We start from the raw sequence: 16,844 nt of genomic DNA, 5'->3' as shown, positions 1-16,844 counted from the left end.
GCGGTTCGGGGGGATGCCGTGGGGGAGGGCGGTTCGGCCCTCGTGTCTGGTTTGCTGTGACCCGGCGTCACGGTTGGCGGTCATGGTCATGAACCGCCGTTGTAGGGGGGAGTGTTGACCCGTGCGGAAAGTATGGGTGATCGGTGGGGCGGCGGCCGGGCTCGGGCTGAGCTTCGTCATGCTGCTGGTCGTCGGGGTGTACATGGTCGCCGGGAACCTGACGAACGGCATCGGCGCCGGCAGCGTCGGGCTGGCCAAGGGCGCCGTGCCCGCCGCCTACAAGTCGCTCGTGCAGCAGTGGGGCAACCTGTGTTCCGCCATCAACCCCGCGCTGCTCGCCGCCCAGCTCTACCAGGAGAGCGGCTGGGACCCGAACGTGGTCAGCCCGGCCGACGCGCGCGGTATCGCGCAGTTCATCCCGAGCACCTGGGCCACGCACGGCATCGACGGCAACGGCGACGGCAAGCGCGACATCTGGGACCCGCACGACGCGATTCCGTCGGCCGCGTCGTACGACTGCGAACTGGCCAAGTACGTCAAGGACGTGCCCGGGGACACCAGCGACAACATGCTCGCCGCCTACAACGCCGGTGCGTACCGGGTCATAAGGGCGGGTGGGGTTCCGGCCATTCGTGAGACCCAGAACTACGTCAAGACGATCCGCACCCTGGAGAAGAGCTTCGCCGCGCCCGTGTCCCGGGTCGACCCCAGCCGGCAGGCGGCCGGAGCCATCGCGTTCGCCCAGAAGAAGCTCGGCACGGAGTATCTGTGGGGCGGCAACGGCACCGCGGACCAGGGCGGACGGTTCGACTGCTCGGGGCTGACCAAGGCCGCCTACGAGAGCGTCGGGATCACACTGCCGCGGGTCGCCAACGACCAGTACAACGCCGGACCGCACCCGCCGCGGGACGAACTGCTCCCCGGGGACCTGGTGTTCTTCTCGGACGACCTCACCGATTCCCGCGCGATCCGGCACGTGGGGATCTATGTGGGCGGCGGCTACATGATCGACGCGCCGAGAACGGGCGCTGTGATCCGGTTCGACCCGATCGACACCCCGGACTACTTCGGGGCGACCCGGGTCACCGAAGATGGCGCGAAAGCGCTCCCCACGGCGGTGTGACAGACCGTGAACCCACCCCCTGAGCTGCGGCGATGAATCTCTCTTCGGTAACGTCTGCGTGATCATTCGGTGGAGCGTGGAACGTATCAACTGGGGCCGTGCGTTCCTGTTGACGTAGTCGGGCGGACGGTGAGTGCGCACATCTACACACCACGGGGGTGGGCAGCGGCGACGCACACGAGGTGCGTCCCGGAGAACGACGAAGGGGCCGTAGCACCATGGCTGTACTCGCCGAATCCGGCTCGAACCCCGACGTCGACCTGCTCTACGACATCAACGGACTCGCCAAGGACGCGCCCCGGTGGTTCGACCGGGTCATGGAGTTCGTCGGTGAGTACGGGCTGCTGCTCGCCATGGTGCTGCTGGTGGTGTGGTGCTGGTGGTCCGTGCGGCGCCGGTCCGACAGCGAGGAGGAGGCCGCCTCGTCGGTCGCCGCGCTGGTGTGGGCGCCGCTCGCGGCCGCGGTCGCCGTGCTGGTGAACGTGCCGATACGGGGGTTCGTGGAGCGGCCCCGCCCCTTCCTGGACCATCAGGGGCTTGAGGTGCTCGTCTCCGGCAAGACGGACTACTCGTTCGTGAGCGACCACGCGACGATCACCATGGCGCTCGCGGTCGGGCTGTTCGTGGCCAACCGGAGGTTCGGGATCGCCGGGCTCGGGCTGGCGCTGCTGGAAGGGTTCTGCCGGGTCTACATGGGCGTGCACTATCCGACGGACGTCGTCGGCGGGTTCGCGCTCGGCACGGCCGTCGTGCTGCTGCTGTCGCCGCCCGCCATGGCCCTGCTCACGCCGGTGACGCGGGCGGTGGGGCGGTCGCCGCGGGCCGGCTGGCTGATCCGGCGCCGCACACCGGCGGGCGACGGGGCCGAGGCGAGGGTCCCGGGCGCCCGCAAGCCGACCCCCTCCGAGGAACGCGACCTGGCGGCCTGACGCCCAGCCCCCCACCTGCTGTGGGGGTCACAGGGACTGGGGGTAGCTGAAGACGCGGTTCGGGTCGTACTGGTTCTTCAGCCGGGTCAGGCGGGGTGCCGCGTCGCCGTAGTACGCGGTGCGCCAGTTCGTCAGGGTCGGGTCCGTGTAGTTCTGGTAGGCCGCTCCGGAGGCGTACGGCTTCATCGCGCCGTGCGCCTCGGTCAGCCAGGACTGTGCGGTGGTCCCCGGAGTGCCGGCCCGCCAGGAGGCGATGTACTGGGCCAGCATCCGGGAGCGGCGGTGCACGAAGGCCGTCGCGGTGGGGGAGACGCGGTTGACCGCGCCGCCGAGCGCGGTCAGCGCGATGCTGCCCGAGCCGCCGCGTGCGGCCTGGATCTGGTTCAGGAGCGTCTGGACGCCGGCCGCGGACAGCGACCGGTCGAAGAAGTCGGAGCGGGCGGCGTACGTTTCGCGGCCCAGGGCGCCCTGCGGGGAGCGGCCCGGGGTGGAGCCGGGCAGATGGCACTGGGCCGCGGCGGCGAAGGACGAGCAGCCGGCGTAGACCTCCATCGCCTCCGCGTAGCCGCGGCGGCGCAGGGACACGCTCGACGCGCTCGCGCCCACCGCGGCGGCCAGCCGGTCCACCGCGTTCTGGAGTTCGCCGTAGGTGCCGAGGGAGAAGACGGACAGCGACACGGTGGGGGCGGCGCCGGCCGTGCGTTCCAGGTGCAGGGCCGACCAGATCTCGTCGGGCTGGTCGGGGCCCCATTCCTGCCAGGCCCTGATCACGGCAGCCGCTCTGGCCCACGGCCAGGTCAGGTATCCGGCCACGGCCTGCGGCGCGGGGTGGGTGGCGAAGCGCAGTTCGGTGACGACGCCGAAGTTGCCGTTGCCGGCGCCGCGCAGGGCCCAGAACAGGTCCTGGTTGGTCCGTGCGTCGGCGGTCAGTTGCTTGCCGTCGGCGGTGATCAGGGTGGCCCCGGTCAGGCTGTCGCAGGTCAGGCCGTAGGCGCGGGAGACGACTCCGTGGCCGCCGCCGAGGACGAGACCTGAGACGCCGACCGTGGGGCAGGAACCCGCCGGTATCGTCGCGCCCTTGGCGGTCAGCGCGCGGTAGACGTCGATCAGTTTGGCGCCGGCGCCGACGACGGCCGCTCCGCCGCTGACCCGGATCCGGTTCAGCCGTGAGACGTCGATGACGAGGCGGCCGTTCCCGGACGACCAGCCCGCGTAGGAGTGGCCGCCGTTGCGTATCGCGACGTGCAGGCCGTGCGCTCCGGCGTACGCCAGGGTGGTCCGGATGTCGTCGGGGTGGGCGACGTAGGCCACCGCCGCGGGCTTCAGGTCGTCGAAGCGGGTGTTGTAGAGGAGCCGGGCGGTGTCCCAGGCCGCGTCGCCGGGGCGGACCAGCTGCCCGTCGAGGTCGCGGGCGAGGGCGCGCCAGTCGGCGGCGGCCGTCGCGTTGATGGTCTTCAGGGGGGTGCGGGAGGGTGTGGAGCCGAGGGGCGCGCCGGGCGCGCTCGTCGATGCGCCGGCGGAGGGACCACCGCCGGCGGAGCAGCCCGCGGCGACGGCGGCCGTTGCCAGTGCCGCCGCGCTGTGTGAGATGAACGAACGCCGTTCCATGCCGTGCCCTTCGTCGGCTTTCGTGGATCGAGACGGGGTGTCAGCTCGGTGGGTTCCACGGCCGTCGAATATGTGTGCTGTGTGCACGTTACTCGCGCCGTCAAGTGGCTGCGTGGACCGGCTTTGCTCGCGCGGTCGTCGGGACCTCGACGTGCTCTCCCCGTAAGCATTCCGTGACCTAACCGGGCCGATGGCAGGGGTTCACCCTCCGTTCACTGTTGGCCATCGGCGGCTTCACCTGTTCTGCCTAATTTCGGCCGTACCCGGTGCGGTGTGCGGCAAGAGAGCGCAGACCGCACCACGACGACTACGCGCGCCGCCGACGGTGGCGGCTCCTTGGAAGGAACTCCCGAAAGTGAAGCTTCAGCGCAAGAACCGGCTGCGCGCCCTTTCCCTCGGTGCTGTCGCCGTCTCCGGAGCCCTGGCCCTCACGGCGTGCGGCTCGGACGACACCGGCGACAAGGCCAGCGACTCCCCCTCCTCTTCCTCGTCGGCCGGCACCAGCTCCATCAAGTGCGACGACGCCAAGGGCCAGCTGCTGTCGGACGGCTCCTCCGCGCAGAAGAACGCGATCGACGCCTGGGTGGCCGAGTTCTCCAAGGCCTGTGGCGTGCAGATCAACTACAAGGCCGGCGGCTCCGGTGCCGGTGTCACCTCCTTCAACCAGGGTCAGCTGGCCTTCGCCGGTTCCGACTCGGCGCTGAAGCCCGAGGAGATCACGGCCTCCAAGCAGGTCTGCAAGGGCGGCCAGGGCGTCGACCTGCCGATGGTCGGCGGTCCGATCGCGGTCGGCTACAACCTGGAGGGCGTGGACAACCTGGTCCTGGACGCCCCGACCCTCGCCAAGATCTTCGACGGCAAGATCGCCAAGTGGAACGACGAGGCCATCAAGAAGCTGAACCCTGACGCGAAGCTTCCCGACCTCAAGATCCAGGCGTACCACCGCTCGGACGAGTCCGGCACCACGGACAACTTCACCAAGTACCTGAAGGCCGCCACCCCGGAGAACTGGAAGTACGAGGGCGGCAAGGCGTGGCAGGCCAAGGGCGGCCAGGCCGCCGCCCAGTCCTCGGGTGTGGCCGCCGGTGTCAAGCAGACCAACGGCGCCATCGGCTACTTCGAGCTGTCCTACGTCGCCGACGGCATGAAGGCCGTCAGCATCGACACGGGTGCCAGCGCGCCGGTCGCCCCGAGCAGCGACGCCGCCTCCAAGGCGATCGCCGACGCCAAGGTCGTGGGCACGGGCCAGGACCTGGCGCTCGAACTGAACTACGCGACCAAGGCCGAGGGCGCCTACCCGATCACCCTCGTCACCTACGAGATCGTCTGTGACAAGGGCAACAAGGCGGACACCCTGCCCGCCACCAAGGCGTTCCTCAACTACATCGCCTCCGAGGATGGCCAGGGCAAGCTCGCCGACCTCGGCTACGCCCCCATCCCCGCCGACATCATCTCCAAGGTCCGTACCACCATCTCGGGCCTGAGCTGAACTGAGAGTGCGGTCCGGTCCCGGGTCTGACCCGGGACCGGACCGCACCGTCCGGTGCACCGCCGCCATGAGCCGTGCGAGGCGCACGGCTTCGCAGAGCCGTGCCTCCCGTGCGGCTCCGCAGACCGGAGAACCCGATGGACATAACGACACACAACACAACAGACGCCCCTCCCCCCACCCCACAGCCGACCGAGGTCGAGCGGAAGCGCGCCGCCCGTGGCGCCACCCGGCCCGGAGACCGGATCTTCCTCGGTCTCTCCCGTGGGTCGGGCATCCTGCTGCTGGTGATCATGGCCGCGATCGCGGTCTTCCTCACCTATCGGGCGGCCCTCGCCATCAGCAAGGACCACGGCAACTTCCTGACCACCTTCGAGTGGAACACCGGCGTCCAGCCGCCCTCCTTCGGCATCGCCGTCCTGGCCTACGGCACGGTGATCTCCTCGATCATCGCCATGGTCATCGCGGTCCCGATCGCGGTCGCCATCGCGCTGTTCCTCACCCACTACGCACCGCGCCGGCTGAGCGGCCCGATCGCCTATGTGATCGACCTGCTCGCCGCCGTGCCCTCCATCGTCTACGGCCTGTGGGGCGCGCTGATCCTCGTACCGCACCTGAACGGCCTGTTCGGCTGGCTGAACGACTACCTCGGCTGGACCGGCATCTTCTCCTGGGACGAGGGTGCCCCGCGCTCGATGCTCACCGTCGGCATCCTGCTCGCGATCATGATCCTGCCGGTCATCACCAACGTGAGCCGCGAGGTCTTCCGCCAGGTCCCGCAGATGCACGAGGAGGCGGCCCTGGCCCTCGGCGCCACGCGCTGGGAGGTCGTCCGGATGGCCGTCCTGCCCTTCGGCCGCTCCGGTGTGATCTCCGCCTCGATGCTCGGCCTCGGCCGCGCGCTCGGCGAGACGATGGCCGTCGCGACCGTGCTCTCCCCGGACTTCCTCATCCACGCCAGCCTGCTCAACACGGGCGGCGGCACCTTCGCCCAGAACATCGCCAGCAAATTCGGCGAGGCGGACGAATTCGGCCGTGACGCGCTGATCGCCTCCGGTCTTGTCCTGTTCGTCATCACCCTGCTGGTCAACGGCGCTGCCCGCATGATCATCGCGCGCCGTGCGGAGTACTCGGGGGCCAACGCATGAGCAACGCCGCCATCGCCGACAAGCGCCCCAGCGCCCTGCGCGGCGCCAGCCTGCCGAAGTGGTCGCCGTGGGCGATCGCCGCCGGCTCGGTGGCCGTGGCCATCGGCATCTGCCTGGCCGCCGGCTTCGACAGCAAGATCCAGTGGGGCCTGCTGTCCGGGCTGATCTTCCTCATCGCCACCTACGGCATCGCCGCCCGCGTCGAGGGCCGCCGCCAGGCCAAGGACCGCATCGCGACCGGCCTGGTCTGGGTCGCCTTCCTGCTCGCCGTCGTGCCGCTGGTCTCCCTGGTGTGGACGACCGTCTCGCGCGGCGTGAAGGTCCTCGACATCTACTTCCTGACCCACTCGATGGGCATCGTCGCCGACGCCCAGCCGGGCGGCGGCGTCTACCACGCCATCATCGGCAGCCTGGAGCAGGTCGGCCTCGCCACGATCATCGCCGCGCCTGTCGGCATCCTCACCGCCGTCTACCTGGTCGAGTACGGCCGCGGCAAGCTCGCCCGGGCCGTCACCTTCTTCGTGGACGTGATGACCGGTGTCCCGTCGATCGTCGCGGGCCTGTTCATCCTCAGCCTCATGCTGATCTTCGAGATGGAGCCGTTCGGCTTCGCCGGCTCGCTGGCCCTGGCCATCCTGATGATGCCGGTGGTCGTGCGCTCCACGGAGGAGATGCTCAAGCTCGTCCCGAACGAGCTGCGCGAGGCGTCCCTCGCGCTCGGCGTCCCGAAGTGGCGCACCATCCTGAAGGTGGTCCTGCCGACCTCGATCGGCGGCATCACGACCGGCGTCATGCTGGCCATCGCCCGTATCGCCGGTGAGACCGCGCCCGTGCTGCTGCTGGTGTTCGGCAACCGGTACATCAACAACAACCCGTTCGAGGGTGCGCAGCAGTCGCTGCCGCTGTACATCTACCAGCAGTACGCGCAGAGCGCCGGCGCGAACGCGGCGTACGACCGGGCCTGGGCGGCCTCGCTCACGCTGATCGCCTTCGTGATGATCCTCAACCTCGTGGCCCGCGGCATCGCCCGCTGGAAGGCCCCGAAGTCCGGTCGCTGAGGCGGCCACACAGCGACCAGACTCCCCCTCGAAAGAAGCAGTGATTTTCATGGCCAAGCGAATTGACGTCAGCGGGCTCAGCGCCTATTACGGCTCCTTCCGGGCCATCGAGGACATCTCGATGACGATCGAGCCCCGTACCGTCACGGCCTTCATCGGCCCGTCCGGCTGCGGCAAGTCCACCTTCCTGCGCACCCTGAACCGGATGCACGAGGTGACGGCCGGCGGCCGGGTCGAGGGCAAGGTCATGCTCGACGACGAGAACCTGTACGGCGCCGGGGTCGACCCGGTGGCCGTGCGGCGCGAGGTCGGCATGGTCTTCCAGCGCCCCAACCCGTTCCCCACGATGTCCGTGTTCGAGAACGTCGCGGCGGGCCTGCGGCTGAACGGCTCGTACAAGAAGAGCGAGCTGGAGGACGTCGTGGAGAAGTCGCTCCGCGGCGCGAACCTCTGGAACGAGGTGAAGGACCGCCTGAACAAGCCCGGTTCCGGTCTCTCCGGCGGTCAGCAGCAGCGTCTGTGCATCGCCCGCGCCATCGCGGTGGAGCCGAAGGTGCTGCTCATGGACGAGCCCTGCTCGGCCCTCGACCCCATCTCGACCCTCGCGATCGAGGACCTGATCGGCGAGCTGAAGGACCGCTTCACGATCGTCATCGTGACGCACAACATGCAGCAGGCGGCCCGGGTCTCCGACCGTACGGCGTTCTTCAACCTCGCGGCGGTCGGGCAGCCCGGCAAGCTGATCGAGATCGACGACACCGAGCGCATCTTCTCCAACCCGTCGGTGCAGGCGACGGAGGACTACATCTCCGGGCGCTTCGGCTAAGCGCTCCGCCGGAAAATGCCGCGATGTGCCGTCGGTCGTCCGGGCGCTGCCGAACCGCAGCGGACTTCACCGGACCTGCTGAGGCCGACGCTGCCAAGAACCCCTCGCGGTGCTGCATGGCGGTGCCACCGCGAGGACGAGAAGGGCCCGCCCCTGGCTCCCGGGGGCGGGCCCGCTCGTCGTTTCCGGGTCACCGCTCCCGGGCGGCCGGTGCTTCCGGCTGGTGCTCTCGGCTAAGTGGTCCATGCTGAGCGACCCCATGTGTGCTGCCCTTCCCTCGTGCCCGGTGGCCTACAGGAACGCCAGGTCCAGGACGCCGAACACGGCCGCCGCGACCAGGGCCGCCGCCGGCATCGTGATGAACCAGCCGAGGACGATGTTCTTCGCCACGCCCCAGCGGACCGCGTTGACACGCTTGGTCGCGCCGACGCCCATGATGGCCGAGGTGATCACGTGGGTCGTCGAGATCGGCGCCTTGAACAGGAACGCCGTGGTGAACATGATGGCCGCGCCGGTCGTCTCGGCCGCGAAGCCCTGCGGCGGATCCAATTCGATGATCTTGCGGCCGAGGGTGCGCATGATGCGCCAGCCGCCCGCGTAGGTGCCGAGCGACAGCATCACGGCGCACACGATCTTGACCCACACCGGGATCGGGTCGCCGTAGGTCTCATGGCCGGAAATCACCAGTGCCATCACCACCACGCCCATGGTCTTCTGGGCGTCCTGGAGGCCGTGTCCGAGCGCCATGCCGGCCGCCGACACGGTCTGGGCTATGCGGAAGCCCCGCTTGGCCTTGTGCGGGTTGGCCCGCCGGAAGATCCACATGATGGCCGTCATCACCAGGTAGCCGACGATCAGGCCGACCACCGGCGACACGAACATCGGGATGATGACCTTGTCAACCACGCCGCTCCAGAACACCGTGGTGCCGCCCGCGAGCGCCGCACCGACCAGGCCGCCGAACAGGGCGTGCGAGGACGAGGACGGCAGGCCGAAGTACCAGGTGACCAGGTTCCAGGCGATGGCGCCGAGCAGCCCCGCGAACAGGATGCCCATCCCCTGCGAGCCCTCGGGCGTCTGGATCAGGCCCTCGCTGACGGTCTTGGCGACCCCGCTGCCCAGGAAGGCGCCGGCGAGGTTCATCACGGCCGCCATCGCCAGCGCGGCCCGCGGGGTCAGCGCCCGCGTCGACACCGAGGTGGCGATCGCGTTCGCGGAGTCGTGGAATCCGTTCGTATACGTGAAAAAGAGCGCGACCGCGATGGTCACGACCAGGGCGAAGGTGTCCATCGACGCCTCAGGACTCCTTGACGGCGATGGTCTCCACCGTGTTCGCCACGTGCTCGAACGCGTCCGCCGCCTCTTCCAGCACGTCCACGATCTGCTTGAGCTTCAGGACCTCGATCGCGTCGTATTTGCCGTTGAAGAGGTGCGCGAGGAGCTTCCTGTGGATCTGGTCCGCCTGGTTCTCCAGGCGGTTCACCTCGATCCAGTACTCGGTGAGGTTGTCCATGGTGCGCAGGCTCGGCATCGCCTCGGCCGTCAGCTCCGCCGCCCGGGCCAGCACCTCGATCTGCTGCTCGACGCCCTTCGGCAACTCTTCGATGTTGTAGAGGACGACCAGGTCGACGGCCTCCTCCATGAAGTCCATGATGTCGTCGAGGGACGACGCGAGGGAGTAGATGTCCTCGCGGTCGAAGGGCGTGATGAACGAGGAGTTCAACTGGTGGAAGATCGCATGCGTGGCGTCGTCACCTGCGTGTTCGGCGGCCCTCATACGCTCTGCGATCTCGGCCCGGGCGGGTGCGTCCGCCCCGAGCAGTTCCATCAGGAGTTTCGAGCCGGTGACGATGTTGTCCGCGGACGCGGCGAACATGTCATAGAAGCTCGTCTCCCTGGGGGTCAGACGAAAGCGCACTTGGGGTCCTCGGGGTGCATCGGTTTCGGTCAGCCTGATGCTAAGCGCATCATCCGGCCACGGCTAAGGGGCCGTCCCCCAGTGTCACCCATCAGACAAAATGATCAGCACGGGGGCGTACCAAGGGCCCTATACCCAGCAAAGTTCGTTACGATATACCCGCTAGGGGTATGTGTCTGGAGGACGCGATGACGACCACCGAGGCCGGCGCGACGGCGCCCTCCGAGAGCCCGCTCGGGGGCACCGGCGAGAATGTGACGCACGGCTACCACAAGCAGAAGGACGAGCACCTCAAGCGGCTGCGGCGCATCGAGGGGCAGATCCGCGGGCTGCAGCGGATGGTCGACGAGGACGTCTACTGCATCGACATACTCACGCAGGTGTCGGCCTCCACGAAGGCCCTGCAGTCCTTCGCGCTGCAACTCCTGGAGGAGCACCTACGGCACTGCGTCGCCGACGCGGCCGTCAAGGGCGGCAGCGAGATCGACGCGAAGGTGGAAGAGGCGACGAAGGCAATCGGCCGCCTGCTGCGCACCTGACCCTTCCGCGCCCTCCGCACCCGCCTCGACAGACCGGCGAGACCGGCGCCGGTCGCCCCGCTCGCCGGGTCGCTGCTGGTCGGCGGCGCGTTTGTCGGGCTGGTGCCGGTCGGCTGCCGCCGGTCGCTCGGGGACCATGGCCAGGCGCGCTCTGCTGGATGTGCCGCGTCGTGCCGTCGGTTGTCTGCGGCGACGTCGTGGCTGGTCGCTCCCCCACGTTCTCGGCTTCGCTCGAACAGGGGGGACCCCGTCGGTCGGTCCCCCTTTGCCCGGCTGTCGTCGGTCGGCTGCGACTGCGTCGGCTGGTGCCGGTCGGTCCCCCTGTCTGGCCGGCGTTGGTCGCGTGTGCTCCCTCTGCTCGGTTGCCGTTGGGCACTGCGGCGGAGCCGCATATCGGCACGGCGGTTTCCAGGGGGCTGTCGGACCGGAAGGGACTTCGCCGGGTCTGTTTGGGGCGGGTCGCGCGGGCCGGTTGCCGGGCGCCGGACCACCCAGCCCGGCCAGGGCCGTTCGCCAGCTCTGCCCGGCTGCCCTCTTGTGTCTCTGTCCCATTGGCGGCTGTTGTCGGCGGCTCTGTCGGGTCAGGGGGTTGTCGTGTGGGTTGTTGCGTCGGTGCGGGCCTGGCTTCTCGCTCGGCGGGCCGGGCCGCGCCAGCCGCAGGTGCAGCGGGCCACGCAGAAGCTGCCCTGCTCCATGGTCGTCGTGCGGTGTTGCTGTCCCTCGCGGGCCCGCTCCGGCCCGTCCTGCTGCGCCACTCCGACAACGTTACCGAGTCCGCTGGCGATGCGACCCCGTGGGCCCGCCGGCCCGCCGACACGCGTGACGGCGCCCCCTACCCGTCGTTAACCGGAACGACAGGGGGCCCGTGACGGACGTACCGGGGGTAGGCAGGCGATGGATCGGCGGCAGCACAGGAAGGCGGGCGGCACGGTCGTCGCTGCGGTCATGCTGGTGGGCCCGGGCGTGTGTGCCACGGGATGCGCCGGCAGCGGCGTCGCCGCCGACGCGCGCGGCCCGGCCGACCCGGTCACCACCCTGCACCGCGCCGCCGACGACCTGCGCGCCGCGGGCAGCTCCCGGGCGGGCACGTCGATGGAGATGGCGACCGGCGGCACCCGGGTCACCATCCGCGGCAAGGGCGTCTACGACTACCGCCGGCAGCTCGGACAGCTCACGGTCGTGCTGCCGCAGGACCCGACGGGCGCCACCGAGCACCGGCCGATCACCGAACTCCTCGCCCCGGGCGCCCTCTACATGAAGAACCGGGGCGCCGGGGTGCCCGCCGACAAGTGGGTCCGGGTGGACACGGCGCCCCTCTCCGACGGCAACCTCGTGACGGGTGGCGCGACCGACCCGTACGCCGCCGCCGAGTTGCTGCGCGGCACGCGGACGGCGACGTACGTGGGCCGGACCGAGGTGGGCGGCACCGCGGTGCGGCACTACCGGGGCACCGCCGACCTCGCCGCGGCGGCCCGGGCGGCCTCGGCGGGCAACCGGGCGGCCCTCGCGGCGGCGGCCAAGGGGTTCGCGACGGCCGAGGTCCCCTTCGACGCCTACCTCGACGACCAGGGCCGTATCCGCAAGCTCAGGCAGCGGTTCAGCTTCGTCAACGGCCAGCAGAAGACCCCCGTCGCGGTCGCCTCGACGACGCTGCTGTACGACTTCGGCACCGACGTGGACGTGCGACTGCCGCGTCCGAAGGACATCTACGCGGGCCGGATCGCGGAGGACCAGCCGGCGGATCACCCCGGGGAATAGCCCGTCCGTGCCATGCGCGATGTGTAGACCACTGCCTACCCTAGGAAGTCGGTGACGGCAGAGACGAGGTGATGCAGCGTGGCTCCGGGCGGCGGTACGGCGGTTCAGGACCACGTGGCCCTCGCCGAGATCGAACTGTGCGGCGAGCTGATCATCGCGGCGTCGGCGGCCGACGAGGACCGGCTCAGCCTGGAGAGCATCGACGAGATCCTGAGGGTGGCCGAAGAACGCACGGCCCTCACGGGCTGACCGGGAAGCACCGGCGGAGCAGGGCATCGACCAGGCCCCGGTCGCGTGGCTGGGTGAGACGGGCGCGGGCCGCGGCGGGGGAGAGCCACAGGATGCGGTCCACCTCGTGGTTGGGCGCGAAGCGGCCCGCGGTGGCCTCGGCCGCCCAGTAACGCACCTGCTTCGGGCGGCCGTTGGCCGGATAGCGCAGGGTGGGCAGTTCCCCGCCGGGCGCGGCGGCGTACCCGGTCTCCTCCGTCACCTCCCGCAGGGCGCCGGCCAGTGCCTCCTCGCCGCGCTTCAACTTGCCCTTCGGGTGGGACCAGTCGTCGTACTTCGGCCGGTGGACGAGGCAGATCTCCACCCGGCCGTCGACGGGGGAGCGGCGCCACAGAACGCAGCCGGCCGCCTGGACGGTGGTGTCATTCGTGCTGGTCACCGGTTGGTCACCCTCCTGGTCCGTGAGGCTCCTTCGGCTTCGGGGTCTGTTCGGGGCGTTTCGGGGGCCGTCGGCTTCGGGTCAGGGCGCGCTGACGGTCTGCTTCTGCCAGGACTGCTGGAACTCGAACCGCGCGGCCTCCACCTCGTGCCGCTGGTCGGCGTGGAGCACGCCGAGCGCGTACGCCGTCGCGGGCGCGATGCGCGGGGTGCGGGCCGCCTGTGCCGCCGCCCCGGCCGCCTCCGCCGCGTCCCGGTGCCGGTCGAGCGCCCGGCCCGCCGTGAGCAGCCGCAGATCGGCCGGGTGCGTGTCGAGCCCGCCGCCGCACAGCACCTCACGGGCGTAGCGGTGCAGCCGCAGCAGCAGGCGCACCTGGTGCCAGGGGCCGTCCTGCGGATGCGGGGCGGGCTCCGGGGACAGCCCGTGGACCAGCGCCTCCGCGTTGTACGGGTGCCCGGCGGTGACCAGGGGCAGCGCGGCGATGGCGTCCATCAGCCGTTCCTCCGCCGCGGCGGCGGCCGGACGCAGGTCGGTGCTGATCGCGGCCGGGGTGAGCGGCACCTCGCTGGCGAGGACGGCGACCTTGTCGGCGACCGCGTGGAAGCGGGAGGAGCCGAGGGCCTGGAGTGCGGTGGAGTGGGCCCGGGTCCGGGCCAGGGTGAGCTGGCGTTCGAGCAGGGCGCCCGCCTTGGCCGCGCCCACGGTGAGATTGCCGCGCTCCTGGGCGGCCGTACCGGAGCCGGCAGCCGCCGGACCGGCACCCGCGGTCATCGACTGCGCCGGGAACGACGTCGAGCCGGACAGCCGGTGCAGCGCGAGCAACAGCCGCTCCAGGCGCGCCTCGTACGCGTGCTCCATCCCCAATGTCCCGGACAGCCAGGCCAGTTCGGGGCGCATCGCCTCCGACCAGTCGGCGTCGAGGAGCGGGCGGAAGGTGTGCAGGCTGCCGCTGATGCGGCGGGCCGAGCGGCGCAGGGCGCGCGCCGCGTCGACGGACTCCTCCGGGCCGGCGGACGTGCCGGTCTCCCGGTGCAGCCGCAGCGCGCGCAGGAACTCCGTGGCCTGGGCGCGCAGATAGCCCGCGAGGGCGTCTCCTGTCGTCAACCCGGCCGTGGGGTCCATCGGTTCAAGGTGTTGCTGTGCCACGCCGGCGCCTCCGGGCGTCTATGAGCATCTCCTGGATGTTGCGCAGGGGCTGTCCGTCCGCGTCGGTCGCGTGCCGGGTCCACTCGCCGTCGGGGCCCAGGTGCCAGGAGGAGGTGGTGTCGGACATGCCGGTGTCGAGCAGCCTGTTGAGGGCCGCCCGGTGGGCCGGGTCGGCGACCCTGACCAGTGCCTCGATCCGGCGGTCGAGGTTGCGGTGCATCATGTCGGCGCTGCCGATCCACACTTCGGGCTCGCCGCCGTTGCCGAAGACGAACACCCGGGAGTGCTCCAGGAAGCGGCCGAGGACGGAGTGGACCCGGATGTTCTCCGAGAGGCCCGTGACGCCCGGCCTGAGCGCGCAGATCCCGCGCACCCAGATGTCCACCGGCACGCCCGCCTGGGACGCGCGGTAGAGGGAGTCGATGACCGCCTCGTCCACCATGGAGTTGACCTTGATGCGGATGAGGGCGGGGCGGCCCGCACGGTGGTGCTGGGCCTCCTTGTTGATGCGTGATATCAGCCCGTCCCGCAGGGACTTGGGCGCGACCAGCAGCCGGCGGTAGGTCTCGCGGCGCGAGTATCCGGAGAGCCGGTTGAACAGGTCGGACAGGTCGGCGCCGACCTGCGGGTCCGCCGTCAGCAGGCCCAGGTCCTCGTAGAGCCGGGCCGTCTTCGGGTGGTAGTTGCCGGTGCCGACATGGCTGTAGCGGCGCAGCGTGTCGCCCTCCTGGCGCACCACCAGGGACAGCTTGCAGTGCGTCTTCAGGCCGACCAGGCCGTACACGACATGGCAGCCGGCCTCCTCCAGCTTGCGCGCCCACTTGATGTTGGCGTGCTCGTCGAAGCGGGCCTTGATCTCGACCAGGACGAGTACCTGCTTGCCGGACTCGGCGGCGTCGATGAGCGCGTCGACTATCGGGGAGTCGCCCGAGGTCCGGTACAGGGTCTGCTTGATCGCGAGGACGGCGGGGTCCTCGGCCGCCTGCTGGAGGAACGCCTGCACCGACGTCGAGAACGAGTCGTACGGATGGTGCAGCAGCACGTCCCGGCTGCGCAGGGCGGCGAAGATGTCCGGCTCGGAGGCCGACTCGACCTCGGCGAGGTCGCGGTGGGTGCCCGCGACGAACTTCGGGTACTTCAGCTCGGGCCGGTCGAGGCTGTGGATGCGGAACAGGCCGGTGAGGTCCAGGGGGCCGGGCAGCGGATACACCTCGGCCTCGCTGATCTTCAGTTCGCGCACCAGCAGGTCGAGCACTTCGCGGTCGATGGACTCCTCGACCTCCAGGCGCACCGGCGGCCCGAAGCGGCGCCGCATGAGTTCCTTCTCCAGGGCCTGGAGCAGGTTCTCGGCGTCGTCCTCCTCGACCTCCAGGTCCTCGTTGCGGGTCACCCGGAAGGCGTGGTGCTCCAGCACCTCCATGCCGGGGAAGAGCTCTTCGAGGTGGGCGGGGGCGGCGATGACGTCCTCAAGGGGGACGTAGCGGCCGGGGGATGCCTCCAGGAAGCGGGAGAGCAGCGGCGGCACCTTCACCCGGGCGAAGTGCTTGTGCCCGCTGACCGGGTTGCGCACCACCACGGCCAGGTTCAGGGACAGGCCGGAGATGTACGGGAAGGGGTGCGCCGGGTCGACCGCCAGGGGGGTCAGGACCGGGAAGATCTGGTGCCGGAACAGGGTGAACAGGCGGGCCTGCTCCTTCTCGGCCAGTTCGTTCCAGCGGACCAGGTGGATGCCCTCCTCCGCGAGGGCGGGGGCGACGTCCTCGTGGTAGCAGGCGGCGTGCCGGGCCATCAGCTCGCGGGAGCGGGCCCAGATCATCTCCAGCACCTCGCGGGGCTGGAGCCCGGAGGCGGACCGGGTGGCGACGCCCGCCGCGATGCGGCGCTTGAGACCGGCCACCCGGACCATGAAGAACTCGTCCAGGTTGCTGGCGAAGATCGCCAGGAAGTTCGCCCGCTCCAGGAGGGGCGTGTTCGGGTCCTCGGCGAGTTCGAGGACCCGTTCGTTGAACGCGAGCCAGCTGCGCTCCCGGTCGAGGAACCGACCCTGCGGCAACTGGACGCCGTCGGTCTGCGACTCCTCGTACCCGTCGAGGTCGGCGTCGAGGTCGGGCGCCAGGTCGGAGACCGCCGCCGCCACGGTGTGCGGGCGGTGCGCGGCTATGGAGCCCACGGAGGGCTGCGCGTTCGCATGGCTGCCGCGGCCCGCGGGGCCCCCACCGAGGGTGGTGGTGGGAGACGGCTGGGCCTCTGCCCGGGTGTTCTGGCTCATATGCCCATTGTTCCGCGCGACCAGGGAGAAGGGCGCGTCGGAACGGGCGGGAGGCAGTCTCACGGTCCCGTTCCCACCGGACCCCTCGGGGGGCGGCGGAGGCTCTGGCGCGGCGGTCTTCATTGGCTGAGCGTCGCAAGCCCGTCTGAATCGACGGTTACGGAGACATGACGTGCGGGATAGCGCGGGGCGGCTCCCCGGCGTCCGCCAAGGCCACGGGCCCGTACGACGGCGAAGGTCCGGCGGGTCGTACGGGCGCGCGCCGGCGAGGCATGTGTGCCGCCGGTGCTGGGGGTTTCCCCGTGGGGCGGGAGGGACGGGACGGTCGGTGTGCCGTGGGCCGTGCGGCGCGGTGTGCCGCGCCGC

Annotated in this window: 16 protein-coding genes; 9 read left to right on the top strand and 7 right to left on the bottom strand. The window is 70.5% G+C overall.

The window, feature by feature from the left end:
* Positions 1 to 121: 121 nt before the first annotated feature.
* Together AC27LF_RS35525 and AC27LF_RS35520 are read left to right on the top strand one after the other, a co-directional pair.
* Positions 122 to 1,123, top strand: coding sequence for a C40 family peptidase (locus tag AC27LF_RS35525; protein WP_479660407.1), 1,002 nt, complete (start codon positions 122 to 124; stop codon positions 1,121 to 1,123).
* 218 nt (positions 1,124 to 1,341) lie between these two features.
* The gene (locus tag AC27LF_RS35520; RefSeq protein ID WP_479660406.1) at positions 1,342 to 2,052 is read left to right on the top strand and encodes a phosphatase PAP2 family protein; all 711 of its coding nucleotides are present in this window, start codon (positions 1,342 to 1,344) and stop codon (positions 2,050 to 2,052) included.
* A 27-nt stretch (positions 2,053 to 2,079) separates the two neighbouring features.
* Here AC27LF_RS35520 and AC27LF_RS35515 read toward each other — a convergent pair whose 3' ends face one another.
* On the bottom strand, positions 2,080 to 3,660 hold the full coding sequence (locus tag AC27LF_RS35515) for an FAD-binding oxidoreductase (protein ID WP_479660405.1): 1,581 nt from the start codon (positions 3,658 to 3,660) through the stop codon (positions 2,080 to 2,082).
* A 355-nt stretch (positions 3,661 to 4,015) separates the two neighbouring features.
* On the opposite strand from AC27LF_RS35515, the gene pstS reads away from it, so the two are divergent.
* From pstS to pstB, 4 genes are all read left to right on the top strand, one after another.
* A complete protein-coding gene (gene pstS / locus AC27LF_RS35510; protein WP_479660404.1) occupies positions 4,016 to 5,149 on the top strand; it encodes a phosphate ABC transporter substrate-binding protein PstS in 1,134 nt (377 codons plus the stop codon).
* A 137-nt stretch (positions 5,150 to 5,286) separates the two neighbouring features.
* Entirely contained in the window at positions 5,287 to 6,297 is a 1,011-nt protein-coding gene (gene pstC, locus AC27LF_RS35505) for a phosphate ABC transporter permease subunit PstC (protein WP_479660403.1), read from the top strand.
* Complete coding sequence (gene pstA, locus AC27LF_RS35500; protein WP_479660402.1) at positions 6,294 to 7,355, top strand: phosphate ABC transporter permease PstA; 1,062 nt, start codon at positions 6,294 to 6,296, stop codon at positions 7,353 to 7,355. The genes pstC and pstA overlap by 4 nt, the downstream gene beginning before the upstream one ends.
* A 49-nt stretch (positions 7,356 to 7,404) precedes the next feature.
* Positions 7,405 to 8,181 (top strand): phosphate ABC transporter ATP-binding protein PstB, encoded by a 777-nt coding sequence (gene pstB, locus AC27LF_RS35495; RefSeq protein WP_479660401.1) that lies wholly within the window; start codon positions 7,405 to 7,407, stop codon positions 8,179 to 8,181.
* Positions 8,182 to 8,472: 291 nt separating this feature from the next.
* Here pstB and AC27LF_RS35490 read toward each other — a convergent pair whose 3' ends face one another.
* Positions 8,473 to 9,471 (bottom strand): inorganic phosphate transporter, encoded by a 999-nt coding sequence (locus AC27LF_RS35490; protein WP_479660400.1) that lies wholly within the window; start codon positions 9,469 to 9,471, stop codon positions 8,473 to 8,475.
* A gap of 7 nt (positions 9,472 to 9,478) precedes the next feature.
* On the bottom strand, positions 9,479 to 10,099 hold the full coding sequence (locus AC27LF_RS35485) for a DUF47 domain-containing protein (protein ID WP_121893629.1): 621 nt from the start codon (positions 10,097 to 10,099) through the stop codon (positions 9,479 to 9,481).
* Between the two features lie 188 nt (positions 10,100 to 10,287).
* Here AC27LF_RS35485 and AC27LF_RS35480 point away from each other — a divergent pair, with 188 nt between their 5' ends.
* Complete coding sequence (locus AC27LF_RS35480) at positions 10,288 to 10,638, top strand: metal-sensitive transcriptional regulator (RefSeq protein ID WP_404034007.1); 351 nt, start codon at positions 10,288 to 10,290, stop codon at positions 10,636 to 10,638.
* Positions 10,639 to 11,219: 581 nt separating this feature from the next.
* Here AC27LF_RS35480 and AC27LF_RS35475 read toward each other — a convergent pair.
* Positions 11,220 to 11,393 (bottom strand): hypothetical protein, encoded by a 174-nt coding sequence (locus tag AC27LF_RS35475; RefSeq protein ID WP_479660399.1) that lies wholly within the window; start codon positions 11,391 to 11,393, stop codon positions 11,220 to 11,222.
* Positions 11,394 to 11,532: 139 nt separating this feature from the next.
* On the opposite strand from AC27LF_RS35475, the gene AC27LF_RS35470 reads away from it, so the two are divergent.
* The gene (locus AC27LF_RS35470; RefSeq protein ID WP_479660398.1) at positions 11,533 to 12,396 is read left to right on the top strand and encodes an SCO4651 family lipoprotein; all 864 of its coding nucleotides are present in this window, start codon (positions 11,533 to 11,535) and stop codon (positions 12,394 to 12,396) included.
* Between the two features lie 78 nt (positions 12,397 to 12,474).
* Positions 12,475 to 12,645, top strand: coding sequence for a hypothetical protein (locus tag AC27LF_RS35465; protein WP_404034010.1), 171 nt, complete (start codon positions 12,475 to 12,477; stop codon positions 12,643 to 12,645).
* Here the strand turns inward: AC27LF_RS35465 and AC27LF_RS35460 are convergent.
* From AC27LF_RS35460 to AC27LF_RS35450, 3 genes are all read right to left on the bottom strand, one after another.
* Positions 12,635 to 13,063, bottom strand: coding sequence for an NUDIX hydrolase (locus tag AC27LF_RS35460; RefSeq protein WP_479660397.1), 429 nt, complete (start codon positions 13,061 to 13,063; stop codon positions 12,635 to 12,637). The two genes, AC27LF_RS35465 and AC27LF_RS35460, sit on opposite strands and share 11 nt — an antisense overlap.
* A gap of 81 nt (positions 13,064 to 13,144) precedes the next feature.
* The gene (locus AC27LF_RS35455) at positions 13,145 to 14,209 is read right to left on the bottom strand and encodes a CHAD domain-containing protein (RefSeq protein ID WP_479660396.1); all 1,065 of its coding nucleotides are present in this window, start codon (positions 14,207 to 14,209) and stop codon (positions 13,145 to 13,147) included.
* Complete coding sequence (locus tag AC27LF_RS35450) at positions 14,190 to 16,601, bottom strand: RNA degradosome polyphosphate kinase (protein WP_479660395.1); 2,412 nt, start codon at positions 16,599 to 16,601, stop codon at positions 14,190 to 14,192. Before AC27LF_RS35450 ends, AC27LF_RS35455 begins: the two co-directional genes overlap by 20 nt.
* Positions 16,602 to 16,844: the final 243 nt, after the last annotated feature.

This window comes from Streptomyces diversicolor (genome assembly GCF_057537855.1).
Note: the sequence above shows the minus strand (reverse complement) of the source record. Positions and strands in the feature narration are given on the sequence as shown.